The 15,332-nt window shown below is 32.4% G+C and carries 14 protein-coding genes, 4 tRNA genes and 2 rRNA genes; 4 read left to right on the top strand and 16 right to left on the bottom strand.

Annotated features, from left to right (window positions below):
* Positions 1–36: 36 nt before the first annotated feature.
* A complete protein-coding gene (locus ACZJV1_RS01130; RefSeq protein WP_463651151.1) occupies positions 37–2,475 on the bottom strand; it encodes an ATP-dependent Clp protease ATP-binding subunit in 2,439 nt (812 codons plus the stop codon).
* Positions 2,476–2,541: 66 nt separating this feature from the next.
* Positions 2,542–2,997 (bottom strand): CtsR family transcriptional regulator, encoded by a 456-nt coding sequence (locus ACZJV1_RS01125; protein ID WP_411169499.1) that lies wholly within the window; start codon positions 2,995–2,997, stop codon positions 2,542–2,544.
* 158 nt (positions 2,998–3,155) lie between these two features.
* Between ACZJV1_RS01125 and ACZJV1_RS01120 the strand changes: the two genes are divergently transcribed.
* Positions 3,156–3,791, top strand: a complete 636-nt coding sequence (locus ACZJV1_RS01120) for an MBL fold metallo-hydrolase (RefSeq protein WP_460289416.1) — start codon at positions 3,156–3,158, stop codon at positions 3,789–3,791.
* Between the two features lie 230 nt (positions 3,792–4,021).
* Here ACZJV1_RS01120 and ACZJV1_RS01115 read toward each other — a convergent pair whose 3' ends face one another.
* From ACZJV1_RS01115 to ACZJV1_RS01085, 7 genes are all read right to left on the bottom strand, one after another.
* Entirely contained in the window at positions 4,022–4,192 is a 171-nt protein-coding gene (locus ACZJV1_RS01115) for a DUF362 domain-containing protein (RefSeq protein ID WP_322458838.1), read from the bottom strand.
* A 106-nt stretch (positions 4,193–4,298) separates the two neighbouring features.
* Positions 4,299–4,502: a heavy-metal-associated domain-containing protein gene (locus ACZJV1_RS01110; protein WP_322458837.1), complete on the bottom strand. Its 204-nt coding sequence runs from the start codon at positions 4,500–4,502 to the stop codon at positions 4,299–4,301.
* Positions 4,503–4,516: 14 nt separating this feature from the next.
* Positions 4,517–5,422 carry a PSP1 domain-containing protein gene (locus ACZJV1_RS01105; RefSeq protein WP_411169497.1) on the bottom strand — a complete coding sequence of 302 codons (906 nt, stop codon included), beginning with the start codon at positions 5,420–5,422 and terminating at the stop codon, positions 4,517–4,519.
* 2 nt (positions 5,423–5,424) lie between these two features.
* Positions 5,425–6,360, bottom strand: coding sequence for a DNA polymerase III subunit delta' (locus tag ACZJV1_RS01100; protein ID WP_411169496.1), 936 nt, complete (start codon positions 6,358–6,360; stop codon positions 5,425–5,427).
* Positions 6,361–6,378: 18 nt separating this feature from the next.
* The gene (locus ACZJV1_RS01095; protein WP_322413024.1) at positions 6,379–6,708 is read right to left on the bottom strand and encodes a cyclic-di-AMP receptor; all 330 of its coding nucleotides are present in this window, start codon (positions 6,706–6,708) and stop codon (positions 6,379–6,381) included.
* A gap of 92 nt (positions 6,709–6,800) precedes the next feature.
* Positions 6,801–7,430 (bottom strand): dTMP kinase, encoded by a 630-nt coding sequence (gene tmk / locus ACZJV1_RS01090; RefSeq protein WP_460289415.1) that lies wholly within the window; start codon positions 7,428–7,430, stop codon positions 6,801–6,803.
* A 15-nt stretch (positions 7,431–7,445) separates the two neighbouring features.
* Positions 7,446–7,655, bottom strand: a complete 210-nt coding sequence (locus tag ACZJV1_RS01085) for a sigma factor G inhibitor Gin (protein WP_460289414.1) — start codon at positions 7,653–7,655, stop codon at positions 7,446–7,448.
* A gap of 145 nt (positions 7,656–7,800) precedes the next feature.
* Between ACZJV1_RS01085 and ACZJV1_RS01080 the strand changes: the two genes are divergently transcribed.
* The gene (locus ACZJV1_RS01080) at positions 7,801–8,952 is read left to right on the top strand and encodes a zinc-binding metallopeptidase family protein (RefSeq protein WP_463651150.1); all 1,152 of its coding nucleotides are present in this window, start codon (positions 7,801–7,803) and stop codon (positions 8,950–8,952) included.
* 20 nt (positions 8,953–8,972) lie between these two features.
* Here the strand turns inward: ACZJV1_RS01080 and ACZJV1_RS01075 are convergent, their stop codons facing one another.
* Positions 8,973–9,491, bottom strand: a complete 519-nt coding sequence (locus ACZJV1_RS01075; RefSeq protein WP_460289412.1) for a hypothetical protein — start codon at positions 9,489–9,491, stop codon at positions 8,973–8,975.
* Between the two features lie 285 nt (positions 9,492–9,776).
* On the opposite strand from ACZJV1_RS01075, the gene ACZJV1_RS01070 reads away from it, so the two are divergent.
* The gene (locus ACZJV1_RS01070; RefSeq protein ID WP_460289411.1) at positions 9,777–10,724 is read left to right on the top strand and encodes a magnesium transporter CorA family protein; all 948 of its coding nucleotides are present in this window, start codon (positions 9,777–9,779) and stop codon (positions 10,722–10,724) included.
* Between the two features lie 81 nt (positions 10,725–10,805).
* Positions 10,806–11,726: a S66 peptidase family protein gene (locus ACZJV1_RS01065; RefSeq protein WP_463651149.1), complete on the top strand. Its 921-nt coding sequence runs from the start codon at positions 10,806–10,808 to the stop codon at positions 11,724–11,726.
* 34 nt (positions 11,727–11,760) lie between these two features.
* Here ACZJV1_RS01065 and ACZJV1_RS01060 read toward each other — a convergent pair.
* From ACZJV1_RS01060 to ACZJV1_RS01035, 6 genes are all read right to left on the bottom strand, one after another.
* Positions 11,761–11,834: transfer RNA gene (locus ACZJV1_RS01060), tRNA-Cys, on the bottom strand.
* Positions 11,835–11,839: 5 nt separating this feature from the next.
* Positions 11,840–11,915, bottom strand: a tRNA-Phe gene (locus ACZJV1_RS01055).
* A 7-nt stretch (positions 11,916–11,922) separates the two neighbouring features.
* A 5S ribosomal RNA gene (gene rrf, locus ACZJV1_RS01050) occupies positions 11,923–12,039 on the bottom strand.
* A 55-nt stretch (positions 12,040–12,094) separates the two neighbouring features.
* Positions 12,095–15,001: ribosomal RNA gene (locus ACZJV1_RS01045) — 23S ribosomal RNA — on the bottom strand.
* A gap of 119 nt (positions 15,002–15,120) precedes the next feature.
* A tRNA-Ile gene (locus ACZJV1_RS01040) sits at positions 15,121–15,197 on the bottom strand.
* A gap of 3 nt (positions 15,198–15,200) precedes the next feature.
* A tRNA-Ala gene (locus tag ACZJV1_RS01035) sits at positions 15,201–15,276 on the bottom strand.
* Between the last annotated feature and the right edge of the window lie 56 nt (positions 15,277–15,332).

The following is a 15,332-nucleotide window of genomic DNA, read 5'->3' as shown; positions in this document are numbered from 1 at the left end:
GAGAAGATCTTTATTTTAAAAATCCCCTCATCTATACTATGATATATGCTTAAAATAAAGTTCCTCTCCATTACAATATACTTCTAAATTGTCTCCACCCTTTATGCATCCTTTTAGCATCTCTTCACTTAATTTATCTTCTAATTCTTTTGTTATTATTCTTCTTAAAGGCCTAGCACCATAATTTATATCTACACCTTTATTTACTAAGAACTCTTTACTTTCTTTATTTAAATTTATTGTTATTTTTCTTTCTTTTAATTTATCTATTGTGTTATTTAGCATTAAATTTACTATTTTTAATATATCACTATTTTTTAATTGATGGAAAACTATAATATCATCAATTCTATTTATAAATTCTGGTCTAAATTGTCTTTTTATTTCTTCCATTATATTTTTTTTCATTTTTTCATATTCATTATCTTCTAAAGTAGCCGAAGTAGAAAATCCAACTATACTTTGCTTTTTAATATCATGAGCTCCTATATTAGATGTCATTATTACAATAGTATTTTTGAAATTTACTACTTTTCCTTTACTGTCCGTCAATCTTCCATCCTCCATTATTTGTAGTAATATATTAAATACATCTTGATGAGCTTTTTCAATTTCATCTAGTAAAATTACTGAATAAGGATTTCTTCTAACAGCCTCTGTTAATTGACCACCATCATCATGTCCTATATATCCTGGTGGAGCTCCAATTAATCTTGAAACTGAATGCTTCTCCATATATTCAGACATATCTATTCTAATTAAATTTTTTTTGTCTCCAAACATTGTTTCTGCCAATGCATTAGACAATTCAGTTTTTCCAACTCCTGTAGGTCCACAAAATATAAATGTTCCTATTGGCCTGTTAGGATCCTTTAATCCTACCCTTGCTCTTCTTACAGCTTTAGCAACAGCCATTACCGCTTCCTTTTGTCCTATTACTCTCTCATGTAATGCCTCTTCTAACCTTAGTAGCTTTTCTGATTCTTGCTCTGTAAGTTTTTCTAATGGAATTTTAGACCAAACAGATACTACCTTTGCTATCTTTTCCCTGTCAACTATATACTTAACATTCTCATTACTATTCCAGTTAATTCTCAAGTTATCTACTTTGTCTTTTAATTCTCTCTCTTTATCTCTTAAGTAAGCTGCCTTTTCAAAATCCTGATTTTTTATTGATTCTTCCTTTTCTCTTGCAACTTCTTCTATTTTTATTTGTGTTTCCTTAACATCAGGTGGTGAAGTTAGGTTTTCTATTCTAACTTTTGCAGAAGCTTCATCAATTAAATCTATTGCTTTATCTGGCATAAATCTATCTGTTATATATCTATCTGATAATTCTACTGCCGCCTCTAAAGCTTCATCTTCTATCTGCACCCTATGATGTGATTCATATCTTTCTCTAAGGCCCTTTAATATCTCTAAAGTCTCTTCCTTTGATGGTTCTTCTATATTAACCGGTTGAAATCTTCGTTCTAAAGCTGAATCTTTTTCTATATATTTTCTATATTCATCTATTGTTGTTGCACCTATACATTTTATTTCACCTCTTGCTAAAGCAGGTTTTAAAATGTTAGACGCATCTATGGCACCTTCCGCACCTCCAGCACCAACGATAGTATGAATTTCATCAATAAATATTATTATATTCTGTGAGTTTCTTATCTCATCCATTACTCTTTTTAATCGGTCTTCAAATTCTCCTCTATATTTTGCTCCTGCTATCATTGAAGTCAAATCAAGAGAAATTAATATTTTATCTTTTAGTATTTCTGGAACATTACCACTTATTATTCTTTGAGCTAACCCCTCTATAACAGCTGTTTTACCTACCCCCGGCTCACCTATTAGACAAGGATTATTTTTAACTCTTCTACACAATATTTCTAATATTCTTTTGTTTTCATCTTCTCTACCTATAACCGGATCTAAATTACCTTCCGTAGCCATAGTAGTAAGATTTCTACCATATTGATTTAGTAGAGGAGTTTTTATATTTTTTTTCTTATCTTTATCATCATTTTTTATATTATCTAACCTTTTTTCATATAAGTAGTTACTTATTTCATTTTTTATTAGATTTAAATTTAGTTTTAAATTTGTAAATATAGTATATGCTACACCTTCAGTATCATCTATTAATGCTAGTAAAATATGTTCTGGGTTTATACAGTTATGATCATATATCCTAGCTTTAATTAGACTATCATCAAATAACCTTTTTGTTTTTGGATTTAGTAGCATTTCTCCTACAGATATATCTATATCTCCAAAACCTAGATAGTCTTCTATAACTTTTCTTGCTTTCTCAACTGTAACCCCATTGCTGTACAGTAGTTGTTTTGCATATCCACCTTCTCTTAAAACCCCTAAAAGAACATGCTCAGTTCCTATATATCCATGTTTGAAATATTGTGACTCTTTTTGAGCCTCTACTAATACTAATTGTGCCCTCTCTGTAAATTTCCCAAAAATCATATATACCTCCATACCCTATTGCTAATATTAACAACTATCAGATAAATTTTGGTTTTTAAGTTTATATTACGATAATATAACTGTTATAATTCCCTTAAGTATGTCAGCCCTTAATTTGTTTTTGTATTCACTAGATGATAAAGTTCTATCATTTAAAGATATTTTTATTATTTCATATTCTTTTTCTGTAATATTATTAGTATCTTTTAAATGTTCTAATATAGATAGGGCATTTCCATATGTTATTGTTTCACCGATGGAATTATTAATTAAAGCTAATCTTTCATCTTTATTATCGTATGTTACTTTCTTTATTACTATGCAACCTCCACCGCCTCTTTTACTTTCTATAATATAACCCTTTTCGTAAGTAAATCTTGTGGTTAATACATAATTAATTTGTGATGGTGCACATGAAAATTTATCTGCTAATTCATTTCTTTGAATTAAGACTTGTCTTTTATTTTCTTCACTTATCATATCTTTTATAAAATTCTCTATTGTATCTGAAATTCTTGCCATATTTTCACCTTCTTAAACCATTTTTCAAATTGACCTTCTTTGACTTTTATTATATATTATAAATTTTAATATGTCCATTTTATGATTTTATATATTAAATCAAAAAAGAGAATTATATCGCATATTTTACTTAAACTATATATTAGAGGTGATGAAATATGGAAATTAAGTGGATAGGCAATACTAGTTTTTTAATAAAGAACTCTCTCGGTAAAAGAATTCTTTTAGATCCAATGCAAATATATCCCTATATAGAAAAATATGATTTAAAACCAGATATAATTACATTTAGTCATACTCATACTAATGAAATTATTAATAAGTATATTGATAAGAACTGTACAGTAATAAATTCTTCCTGTTCATTTTCTAATAGTTTTATAAACTTAGAAGGATTTAAAACATTTAAAGATAATATGAATGGATTTAAACGTGGTGAGAACATAATTTATTATTTAAATATTGATAATTTTAAAATTTGTCACTTAGGTTCTTTAGGACATAAATTAGACGACGAATTAATAAATAAATTATCTGAAGTAGATTTTTTATTTATTCCAATAGGTGGCCACTTTTGTTTAGATGGATATTCTGCTGCTAAATTGGCTTTAACTTTAAAACCAAAGTACATAATTCCAATGTGTTTTAAAACTTCATCTGAGTATTTTTATTTGGATGGTCCATATAAATTTTTATCCTCTTTAAAAAATATTTTATCTTATAAATCTAATACAATATATTCTGATGATATATCATTTAAGGACAAATGCTCCGTTATATTGTTGTCTAACTAAAAAAGTTGCCAAGGCGAGCTTGTGGAGCTGTCGACTTTTTTAGCGCATGTGCATTTCCGAAGCTTGTCTGAGGAAAATCTTGCACGCGCACTATATTTAAATTTTTACTCTTTAGGGTATAACTTTAATAACTAAATATTTTACAACGGTTATCCATAATAAATATAAAAATATAATTTCCTAAAGAGCAAAAAATAAAGAACCGCTAATTTAGCGGTTCTTTATGTAAATTATGCTTGAACTGGAGCTCCTACTGGACAAACATTTGCACAGTTTCCACAATCTATGCAAGTATCCTCATCGATAACGAATTGAGTATCTCCTTGACTTATAGCATCAACTGGACATTCTGCAGCGCAAGCACCACAGTTTACACATGAATCTTCAATTTTAAATGCCATAAAAAGCACCTCCTAGTATTATGAATTTATTTCACAATCTATTTTATCATAAGGACTTAAAATTTAAAAGCCTTAAGAAGAATTTATCTAATATTAGTACTAGACTTTATATTATGCTATATCCTATCTCTTCAATTGAGCTTATTATTTTATCTATAGTTACACTTTTATCATCATATACAATATTTACTTCTTTTTTAGATAAACTTACCTCACAAGCAATTACACCTGCATTTTGTGCTATAGCCTCTCTTACGTTAATTATATCCTCATTTGTATTAATATTAGAAACCTTTAATAAGGATTTCATTTAACTTCCCCCTTTTAATTATCTTTAATAAGATCTTTAATTAAATTTTTGTCCTCTGGTAACTCAATTTCTAATTTTATGTCTGACTCATCTATAGAATCCTCATAACTACCTTCAATAAGTTCAATATCATCTATTTTGAACTCTTCTACTACCTCTTCATCACCTCTTCTATACTTAACCTTTACGCTTTCCTTAACTGTATTATTACTTACTACCTCACCCTTAGCTTCTCCTAAGCTGACAATTGATCCAGCCTTAGGTAGTCTCTTTCTTATATCTTCATACGTACTTTGCTCATAGTTTAAACAGCACATAAGCCTTCCGCATATTCCTGATATCTTAGTTGGGTTTAATGATAAATTTTGTTCCTTTGCCATCTTTATAGAAACAGATGCAAAGTCTCCTAAGAATGTAGAACAACAAAGTGGTCTTCCACAAGGTCCTAATCCTCCTAACATCTTAGCTTCATCTCTAACACCAATTTGTCTTAATTCTATTCTAGTTTTAAATATAGTAGCTAAATCTTTAACTAGCTCTCTAAAATCTACTCTACCATCTGCTGTAAAATAGAATATAACTTTATTATTATCAAAAGTATACTCTACATCGATTAATTTCATATTTAATCTATGTTCTTCTATTTTCTTTAAACAAATTTCTAAAGCATCTTTTTCCTTTACCTTATTTTCCTTATGTTTATCTATATCTTCTTTTTCAGCAACTCTTATAACACTTTTTAATGGTGCTACTATATCAGTTTCTGGTATTTCTTTAATTCCTATTACACATTCTCCAAACTCTATACCTCTTGCTGTTTCTACAACAACAAAATTACCTTTTTTTACATCAAGTTCACTTGGATCAAAATAGTATATTTTACCGGCTTTCTTAAATCTTACACCTACAACTTTTATCATTATTAAACCTCCATAAATCCTATAAGCATAACTCTAATAGTTAATGAGAAATTTGAATTGCTTAAAAAAGCTTCTCTAGCCTCTCCAATTTTATCAATAATCTTATTGAGTTTCTTATAAGACATTTCAATAGCTAATTCCTTTATATTTTCTATTTTATCCCCATTTATTACTCCATTAATATTACTTACTTCTTTATAGATAATGATATCTCTTATAAAGGAGGCTAAAATGTTTAATATCTCTTCTTTTTTGTCCTTATATAATAATATTTTATCTTCGAAATCTAATAGATTTTTTATATTTCCCTTCACTAATACATATAATAAATCAATTAACATATTTCTTAAATCTTTTAATGAGGAATTTTTTAAAAAATCTTCTGCTTTGCCAGGAATTCCTTCACTATATGCAACAGCAGCATTTATTTCATCATTACTATAGTTTTCAAGTTCCATGCCCTCTATATAAAGTCTCACTTCATCTTTTTTTAATGGAGTAAGCTTATATATTTGACACCTTGATTTTACAGTATCTAATATCAATTCTAAACTTTCGCATAATAAAATAATAAAAACACCCTTTGGTGGTTCCTCTATAGTTTTTAAAAGAGCATTTTGAGCTTGAACCGTTAACTTATTTCCATTATAAATTATAATTATCTTTTTATCACCTTCAAATGGTTTTTTATTTATCTCATCAACCATTTCTCTTATATCATCTACCCCAAAAGAAGCCTTTTTGCACCTATAATTTATAATATCAACATAATTTCTATCTTCATTTCCACCTAGAATATTTATAGCTAATGTTCTAGCTAATTTACTCTTTCCAATACCATCTTCTCCAACTATTATATGTGCATGGGAAATTTCTCCTGATTCTATTCTTTTTTTAAAACTATTAATTATGTTTTTATGTCCGACAAATTGCCCCATTACACCCTCCAATATAATTTATATCTTAATGAATTGATCTACATCTATAACAAATATAGTGGCTCCCCCAACTTCAATTTCTATAGGGTATGACATGTACATATCAACATTTCCTGTAATAGGTGTTGGTGTTGTTATGATTTGTTTTCTCGTTTTACAAACTTCTTCTACAACATCTATAACACTTTGAACTTTATCTTTTTCAACTCCTATTATTAAGGTTGTGTTTCCTGCTTTTAAAAACCCTCCAGTTGACGCTAACTTAGTAACTCTAAACCCAGCTTCTGTAATTGCATCTACTAAATCTAATGCATCATCGTCTTGTACCATAGCTATTACTAATTTCATATTAACCCCTCCCAATAAAATTATACTCCTCTAATAATATTCTATCATAAAAGAGTTCTAATTGAGCAAAAATTTATCCTATATTATTAATTTTATTCAATGAAATTAATAATTATATCTTTTACAGAGTTAAAAACTTCCTCTATGGATTTTTCTGCATCTACCTTTACAAACTTATCTTTATTAGCTTCATATAGGTCGTTATATCCTTCTCTAACTTTATAATGAAAATCCATTTTTTCTAAATCTAATCTATTAACTTCTCTATCTTCATTTTTAGTTATTCTCCCCAACCCAACTTCCGGAGATACATCAAATAGTATATTTAAGTCTGGCATATATTCCCCTATTGCGAACTTATTTATTTGATATATATCTTCTATACCTATATTTCTAGCATAACCTTGATATGCTAAAGAAGAATATATAAATCTATCGCAAAGAACTATTTTTCCTTTTTCAATTTCTACTATGACTTTTTCTACTAAGTGTTGCCTTCTTGCTGCAGTATATAATAAAGCTTCTGTTTTACTATCCATTTCCGTATTTTTAGTATCTAATATTATTTTTCTTATATCCTCAGATATCTTTATTCCGCCCGGCTCTCTTGTTTTAATACATTCCACATTATTTTGAATTAAATAGTCATACACCATGTCCAAAATTGTGCTTTTACCAGATCCTTCTCCACCTTCAAATACTATAAATTTTCCTCTGTTCATCTGTTATACCTCATACTATTTAAAATTATATTTACCACAAAGCCCTTCTTTAACCTTATCTTTATAATAATCATATTCAAAATCATCTACAGTTATTGTAGATATCTTTCTATGACAACATTGGCATAATAAGCTTTTTTCTATAATTATATCACTATATATTTCTTTTCTACAAATAATACATTTATTTTCATTTATATCTATTCCCTTTATTAATAAATCCATGTAATCCCATCCTTCTTATAATAATTTTATTATAATTCTCACCCAATAATTGTATTTTTATACTTATTTAAAAAGTTCCATTTAATAAATAATTATTTAAGTTTAAGGGAAAATTAAGAATAAGATAATTTGGGAGGAAGATATTATGAAACAAGAAATGATTTCTTATTTATCAAAATGTAAAGATGATATAAAAAAGTTAAATGATTATTTATATAATAATCCAGAAGATAGCTATAATGAGTACAATAGTTACAATTATATTTGTAAACTGCTAACTAATTATAGTTTTGATGTAAAAAAAGAATTTTTAGAAATAAAAACATCCTTCTATGCCTCAAAGGGTAATGGACACCCTAAAATATGCTTTTTATGCGAATATGATGCTGTTCCAAATGAAGGCCATTTAACTGGTCATAATTTATTAACATCAACATCAGTTGCAGCAGCTCTTTCATTAAGTAATATAATAGATAAAATAGGTGGCTCTGTTGTATTAATAGGCTGTCCTGGTGAATATCTTGGTGGAACAAAATCAGTAATGGTTAAACAAGGAGTCTTTGACGATATAGATGTAGTTTTACTTGCACACCCAGATATAATAACATCAGAAAGTGGAAGTTCTTCTGCTGTAGTACCATTAAGTATAAGATTTATAGGCCATGATGGATTAAGCTTTTTGAATAAAGGAGCTTATACATCTTTAGACGGAATTCTTTTAACTTTTAATATATTAAATTCACTACTAAAGGGGTTTCCTGAAGATGTAGAAGTAAACTCTATCTTGTCTAATGGAGGCTTTACTCCTTTATTGTTACCCATAGAATCTGAAGCTAAATTTTATATAAGAAGCAAAGAAATGGATTTAGCCAAAATAGCAGAAAATAAATTAAGAGAAATTGCAATTTATGTTTCAAAACTTATAAGATTGCAATATTCTATTTCATTATATGAACCTGAAAATGAAGAGCTGATAACTAATAGAACATTAAATAGGTTATTTAGTCATAATTTAAAAGAAAATGGAATAATAAATATCTCTGGTCCTAGAGATATTTATTCAGGATTAAGTTTAGGTATCGTTAGTAAAAAAGTTCCTTGTATTCATCCATATATATCTATAGTTAATAATGATAATATAAAATATGGAACAAAAGAATTTTGCAATGCTACAATATCTGATTATGCTTTTGAAGAAGCTATGAAAGCAGCCTTGTCATTGTCCTTTACTGGATATGATATTATACTTAATGAAAATCTTCTTTCAGAAGTAAAAAATGAATTCTATAAAAAATAGGCTGTATCCCAGCCTATTTTTTATATTATTTCTCTTCTAATTAATCTACATTTTAATTCACCATGTTTTATTATCCTACTAATAAATTTATCACTTGGTTGAAATTTTATTCTTTCTATATTGTTACCACTTTTATAAACACAATAGTATGATTTTGAAAAAACTCTATTACATAAATACCTTTTAGACCTTCTTAAAAATTGATACTCTTTAGGCATTAATGACTTTTCACCTATGTACAATATATCAGACATCTTTATGCTCTCTAGATTTTTTTCTTCCTTATTCCTTATTAAATTTATTATTAGCTTGTCTGCTATAATAGCATACTTATATGATACTGAGCAGCTTTTAATTTCTTTAATAATTAAAATTATAGTTATTAATACTAAAGCAATATTAACGATATGACCAATGATATGTCTATTATATTTTGATCTCTCTATAGCCTCAGCTAAATATAACATAGCTGTAACTGTAAATAAAACAACTACAATTGCTGGTACTCTTTTTTTAGCAATAATTTCTCTATGCATCATTTCTTTATTAATCCCCCGTTACGACATTACTTCTATTCATTAAAGCAATACTGAGATTATACTAATTATTTAGGTTTTTATCCACATTAAAATTTATTAATTAATGATTATATTTTTATCATTATTTTAATTTGTGTTGAATTATTTAATTCATATGCACTTTTACTATGAATATCTTCAATTATCTATATTATCAAATATTTAAAATAAAAATTTACTTATTATGTTACAAAAACATATATTAATAGTATAATTAGTTTTGTAATCTACTTAAGGAGGTCCTTTATGATACAAATTTATAAAAGTATTATTGAACAAAATCCTTCATTAAAAGTTCTAGATAATTTAGAACCTGGTTGTTGGATTAACATTGTAGCTCCTTCTGATGAAGAATTAATTCTAATTTCAAAAAAGACTGGAGTTCCATTATCATTTTTAAAAGCTCCATTAGACGATGAAGAAACTTCTCGTATAGATATAGAAGATGATTGTTTACTAGTAGTTGTGGATATACCTTTTACTGAAATGGAAGATAATTCTCTTACATATGATACATATCCACTAGCTATAATTCATACAGAAAAACAAATTATCACTGTGTGCTTAAAGAACAGTCGTATATTGACAGATTTTGTAAATGGTAAGGTGAAATCATTTTATTCTTTTAAAAAATCTAGATTTATATTGCAAATATTAAGTAAAATATCAACTGCATATTTAATTTACTTAAGACAAATTGATAAGAAAAGCTTAATGATAGAGAAAAGACTACATAAATCAATGAAAAATAGAGAGCTTATTCAACTACACTCTCTAGAAAAATCTCTAGTTTACTTTTCTACATCACTTAAAGCAAATGAAATTACCTTAGAAAAAATGCTAAAATTAGATATAATGCAAAAATATGAGGAAGATCAAGATGTATTAGAGGATGTTATTATTGAAAATAAGCAGGCTATAGAAATGACAGAGATATACAGTAACATACTTGCAAGTACCATGGACTTTTTCGCTTCAGTTATTTCAAATAACTTAAATATAGTTATGAAGGTTTTAGCCTCTGTTACAATACTAATGGCTATACCAACCGTTATAGGTGGAATATTTGGAATGAACTTTATAAAAATGCCACTTATAAATAATACTTATGGTTTTGAAATAACAATGATTATAACCTTAGTATTAACTTTTGGAACTGCTTACATATTATATAGAAAAGATATGTTTTCTTAAAAATAAAGCTAGCTTTAAGTCACTAGCTTTATTTTTTTATCGTATATTAAGTATATAAATAATTTTAAGCAGGTGTTTTCATTGTCAAAATTAAAACCATTAAATATTTCATCTACAATAGGAATTATAGCCCCAGCATCCCCCGAAGACAGAGAGTTTATAGATGAAAAAATAAGCAACTTTCAAAAACTAGGCTTTAAAATAAAAAAGGGAAAACATTTATATAGCTCTTATGGGTATTTAGCCGGTAACGATAAAGATCGTGCAGAAGATTTAAACTTAATGTTCGCAGATAAAGATATAGACGCAATAGTTTCTCTTAGAGGTGGATATGGTTCCATGCGAATGGCTCCATATTTAGATTTAAAGCTTATAAAAAATAATCCTAAACCCTTTTGTGGATATAGTGATATAACATTACTATTAAACTATTTTGCAAAAGCTTGCAAATTAACTACATTTCATAGCCCAATGATAACTTCAAATTTTAATGATATTATAACAAAAGAGTATTTTATAAAAGTACTTACAAATAAAGCCCCTAAAATTATCTATAACTTAAAAGAAATTTGTTCTGATAATTATTTTGTATGGAATGAAAAAGATTTTGAAGGTAATTTAGTAGGAGGTAATTTATCAATAATTTGCTCAACTATTGGAACACCTTATGAGATAGATTTTAAAGGTAATATTCTTTTTATTGAAGATGTTAATGAAAGTCCTTATTCTGTAGATCGAATGTTATCTCAACTTATCTCTTGTGGAAAACTTCAAAAGGTCTGTGGAATAATATTAGGACATTTTACAGATTGCACTAATAAAGATAGCGATTTTTCTATAAACGATATTATAAAACAAAAATTAGTGCCATTAAATATACCAATCATTGAAAGCTTTCCCCTCGGGCATGATTATCCTAATATAACAATACCAATAGGTTCAAAATTTGAATTTTTATCTAGCAGTAATTTACTTGTGCAAAAAGAATTATTTTTCAAATAAAAAAATCCTACAAATAAAACTTGTAGGATTTTTTTGGAGGCGCCACCCGGATTTGAACCGGGGATAAAGGTTTTGCAGACCTCTGCCTTACCACTTGGCTATAGCGCCATACCTGGTGGCTCGACCAGGAATCGAACCAGGGACACGAGGATTTTCAGTCCTCTGCTCTACCGACTGAGCTATCGAGCCATATATAACCTGGCAACGTTCTACTCTCCCACACAGTTTCCCATGCAGTACCATCGACGCTGTAGAGCTTAACTTTCCTGTTCGGAATGGAAAGGAGTGTTTCCTCTACGCCATCATCACCAGATATCAGAGTGTTCTCTGAAAATTGCACATGAATTATTGCCAAAATCTTTTAATTATTGGTCAAGCCCTCGACCTATTAGTATCAGTCAGCTAAATATGTTACCACACTTACACCTCTGACCTATCAACCTTGTGTTCTTCAAGGGGTCTTACTAGCTTATGCTATGGGAAATCTCATCTTGAGGGGGGCTTCACGCTTAGATGCTTTCAGCGTTTATCCCTTCCCGACTTAGCTACCCAGCCATGCTCTTGGCAGAACAACTGGTGCACCATAGGTCAGTCCATCCCGGTCCTCTCGTACTAAGGACAGCTCCTCTCAAATTTCCTACGCCCGCGACGGATAGGGACCGAACTGTCTCACGACGTTCTGAACCCAGCTCGCGTGCCGCTTTAATGGGCGAACAGCCCAACCCTTGGGACCTACTACAGCCCCAGGATGCGACGAGCCGACATCGAGGTGCCAAACCTCCCCGTCGATGTGGACTCTTGGGGGAGATCAGCCTGTTATCCCCGAGGTAGCTTTTATCCGTTGAGCGATGGCCCTCCCACGAGGTACCACCGGATCACTAAGCCCGACTTTCGTCCCTGCTCCACTTGTGGGTGTCGCAGTCAGGCTCCCTTCTGCCTTTGCACTCTTCGAACGATTTCCGACCGTTCTGAGGGAACCTTTGGGCGCCTCCGTTACTTTTTTGGAGGCGACCGCCCCAGTCAAACTGCCCACCTAACAATGTCCCGTCACCAGATTCATGGCGTCCGGTTAGAATCCCAATACTGTCAGGGTGGTATCCCAAGGATGACTCCACTAAGGCTGACGCCCTAGCTTCTCAGTCTCCCACCTATCCTGTACAGACAATATCGAAACTCAATGCTAAGCTACAGTAAAGCTCTACGGGGTCTTTCCGTCCAATCGCGGGTAGCGAGCATCTTCACTCGCACTACAACTTCGCCGGATTTGCAGTTGAGACAGTGCCCAAGTCATTACGCCATTCGTGCGGGTCAGAACTTACCTGACAAGGAATTTCGCTACCTTAGGACCGTTATAGTTACGGCCGCCGTTTACTGGGGCTTAAGTTCACACCTTCGCTTGCGCTAAGTATTCCCCTTAACCTTCCAGCACCGGGCAGGCGTCAGCCCCTATACATCAGCTTACGCTTTAGCAGAGACCTGTGTTTTTGCTAAACAGTTGCTTGGGCCTATTCTCTGCGGCCTGCTCTCGCAGGCACCCCTTCTCGCGAACTTACGGGGTCAATTTGCCTAGTTCCTTAACTGCAATTCTTCCGATGGCCTTAGGATTCTCTCCTCATCTACCTGTGTCGGTTTGCGGTACGGGCACTACTTCTCTCTCTAGATGCTTTTCTTGGAAGCATGGAATCAGATACTTCGGCCAAATTGGCCTTCCCCATCACACCTCAGAATTGTTAAGACGGATTTTCCTGTCTTAACTCCCTAAATGCTTAGACTAGCATTTCCAATCGCTAGCACATCCTATCCTTCTCCGTCACACCATCGATAATAACGATAATAGTGGTATTGGAATATCAACCAATTGTCCATCACCTACGCCTTTCGGCCTCGGCTTAGGTCCCGACTAACCCTGGGCGGACGAGCCTTCCCCAGGAAACCTTAGATTTTCGGCCTGTAAGATTCTCACTTACATCTCGCTACTAATGCCAACATTCTCACTCGTAATCAGTCCACCGCTCCTTACGGTACGACTTCAGCCCGATTACGACGCTCCTCTACCGCTCAAGTTAAACTTGAACCCGTAGCTTCGGTGGTAAGTTTGAGCCCCGGACATTTTCGGCGCAGGATCTCTCGACTAGTGAGCTATTACGCACTCTTTAAATGAGTGGCTGCTTCTAAGCCAACATCCTAGTTGTCTTAGAAATCCCACATCCTTTACCACTTAACTTACACTTTGGGACCTTAGCTGACGATCTGGGCTTTTTCCCTTTTGACTACGGATCTTATCATTCGCAGTCTGACTGCCGGACTCATAGTATATGGCATTCGGAGTTTGATAAGGTTCGGTAAGCGATATGCCCCCTAGCCCATTCAGTGCTCTACCTCCATTACTCATATCCGACGCTAGCCCTAAAGCTATTTCGAGGAGAACCAGCTATCTCCGAGTTCGATTGGAATTTCTCCGCTATCCACAGCTCATCCCATGCTTTTTCAACAGCAACGTGGTTCGGTCCTCCACGGGGTTTTACCCCCGCTTCAACCTGGCCATGGATAGGTCACCCGGTTTCGGGTCTACGGCATGCAACTAGTCGCCCTATTAAGACTCGGTTTCCCTTCGGCTCCGTACCTTAAGTACTTAACCTTGCTACATACCGTAACTCGTTGGCTCGTTCTACAAAAAGCACGTCATCACCCTCATAAGGGGCTTTGACCGGTTGTAGGCACACGGTTTCAGGTTCTATTTCACTCCCCTCCCGGGGTTCTTTTCACCTTTCCCTCACGGTACTGCTTCACTATCGGTCATCAGGTAGTATTTAGCCTTGGGAGGTGGTCCTCCCTGCTTCCCACAAGGTTTCACGTGTCTCGTGGTACTCTGGATCAGAACTTAGTAATTATAATTTTCATTTACGTGGCTATTACACTCTACGGCACAACTTTCCAGTTGTTTTCAATTAATTATAACTTCCTCTTAATGTTCTGTCCGCAACCCCAGAGATAAATCTCTGGTTTGGGCTCTTTCCCTTTCGCTCGCCGCTACTAAGAAAATCGATTTTTCTTTCTCTTCCTCTAGGTACTTAGATGTTTCAGTTCCCTAGGTTTACCTTTCTGCAGCTATTTATTCACTACAGAATACATGGGGTTTCCCATGTGAGTTCCCTCATTCGGAAATCTTCGGATCACTGGCTATGTGCGCCTACCCGAAGCTTATCGCAGCTTATCACGTCCTTCATCGGCTCCTGATGCCAAGGCATTCACCATGTGCCCTTTGTAGCTTGACCTTTATGGTTTTATAAATTACAAAGTTATTCACAAAGAATATTTTTGGCTTGTTGTCACTTCTCAATTAACGTTGTTAATTAAAGTTGTTTTTTATTCATGTGCAATTTTCAAAGAACAATGGTGGGTCTAAATGGACTCGAACCATCGACCTCACGCTTATCAGGCGTGCGCTCTAACCAGCTGAGCTATAGACCCATGTGGTGGAGGTAAAGGGATTCGAACCCTTGACCCCTTGCGTGCAAGGCAAGTGCTCTCCCAACTGAGCTATACCCCCACATTAATTTTGAGGTAAATCCCTCAAAATTGAACAGAAGTTAAGTTTAAACCTTC

The organism is Clostridium sp. LS3, from assembly GCF_055330225.1.
This window is presented reverse-complemented; position numbering and strand designations above follow the sequence as displayed.

Coding starts and splice junctions, on each gene's coding strand:
- ACZJV1_RS01130 (WP_463651151.1), bottom strand. CDS start 2,475: ATGATTTTTGGGAAATTTACAGAGAGGGCACAATTAGTATTAGTAGAG.
- ACZJV1_RS01125 (WP_411169499.1), bottom strand. CDS start 2,997: ATGGCAAGAATTTCAGATACAATAGAGAATTTTATAAAAGATATGATA.
- ACZJV1_RS01120 (WP_460289416.1), top strand. CDS start 3,156: ATGGAAATTAAGTGGATAGGCAATACTAGTTTTTTAATAAAGAACTCT.
- ACZJV1_RS01115 (WP_322458838.1), bottom strand. CDS start 4,192: ATGGCATTTAAAATTGAAGATTCATGTGTAAACTGTGGTGCTTGCGCT.
- ACZJV1_RS01110 (WP_322458837.1), bottom strand. CDS start 4,502: ATGAAATCCTTATTAAAGGTTTCTAATATTAATACAAATGAGGATATA.
- ACZJV1_RS01105 (WP_411169497.1), bottom strand. CDS start 5,422: ATGATAAAAGTTGTAGGTGTAAGATTTAAGAAAGCCGGTAAAATATAC.
- ACZJV1_RS01100 (WP_411169496.1), bottom strand. CDS start 6,360: ATGGGGCAATTTGTCGGACATAAAAACATAATTAATAGTTTTAAAAAA.
- ACZJV1_RS01095 (WP_322413024.1), bottom strand. CDS start 6,708: ATGAAATTAGTAATAGCTATGGTACAAGACGATGATGCATTAGATTTA.
- tmk (WP_460289415.1), bottom strand. CDS start 7,430: ATGAACAGAGGAAAATTTATAGTATTTGAAGGTGGAGAAGGATCTGGT.
- ACZJV1_RS01085 (WP_460289414.1), bottom strand. CDS start 7,655: ATGGATTTATTAATAAAGGGAATAGATATAAATGAAAATAAATGTATT.
- ACZJV1_RS01080 (WP_463651150.1), top strand. CDS start 7,801: ATGAAACAAGAAATGATTTCTTATTTATCAAAATGTAAAGATGATATA.
- ACZJV1_RS01075 (WP_460289412.1), bottom strand. CDS start 9,491: ATGATGCATAGAGAAATTATTGCTAAAAAAAGAGTACCAGCAATTGTA.
- ACZJV1_RS01070 (WP_460289411.1), top strand. CDS start 9,777: ATGATACAAATTTATAAAAGTATTATTGAACAAAATCCTTCATTAAAA.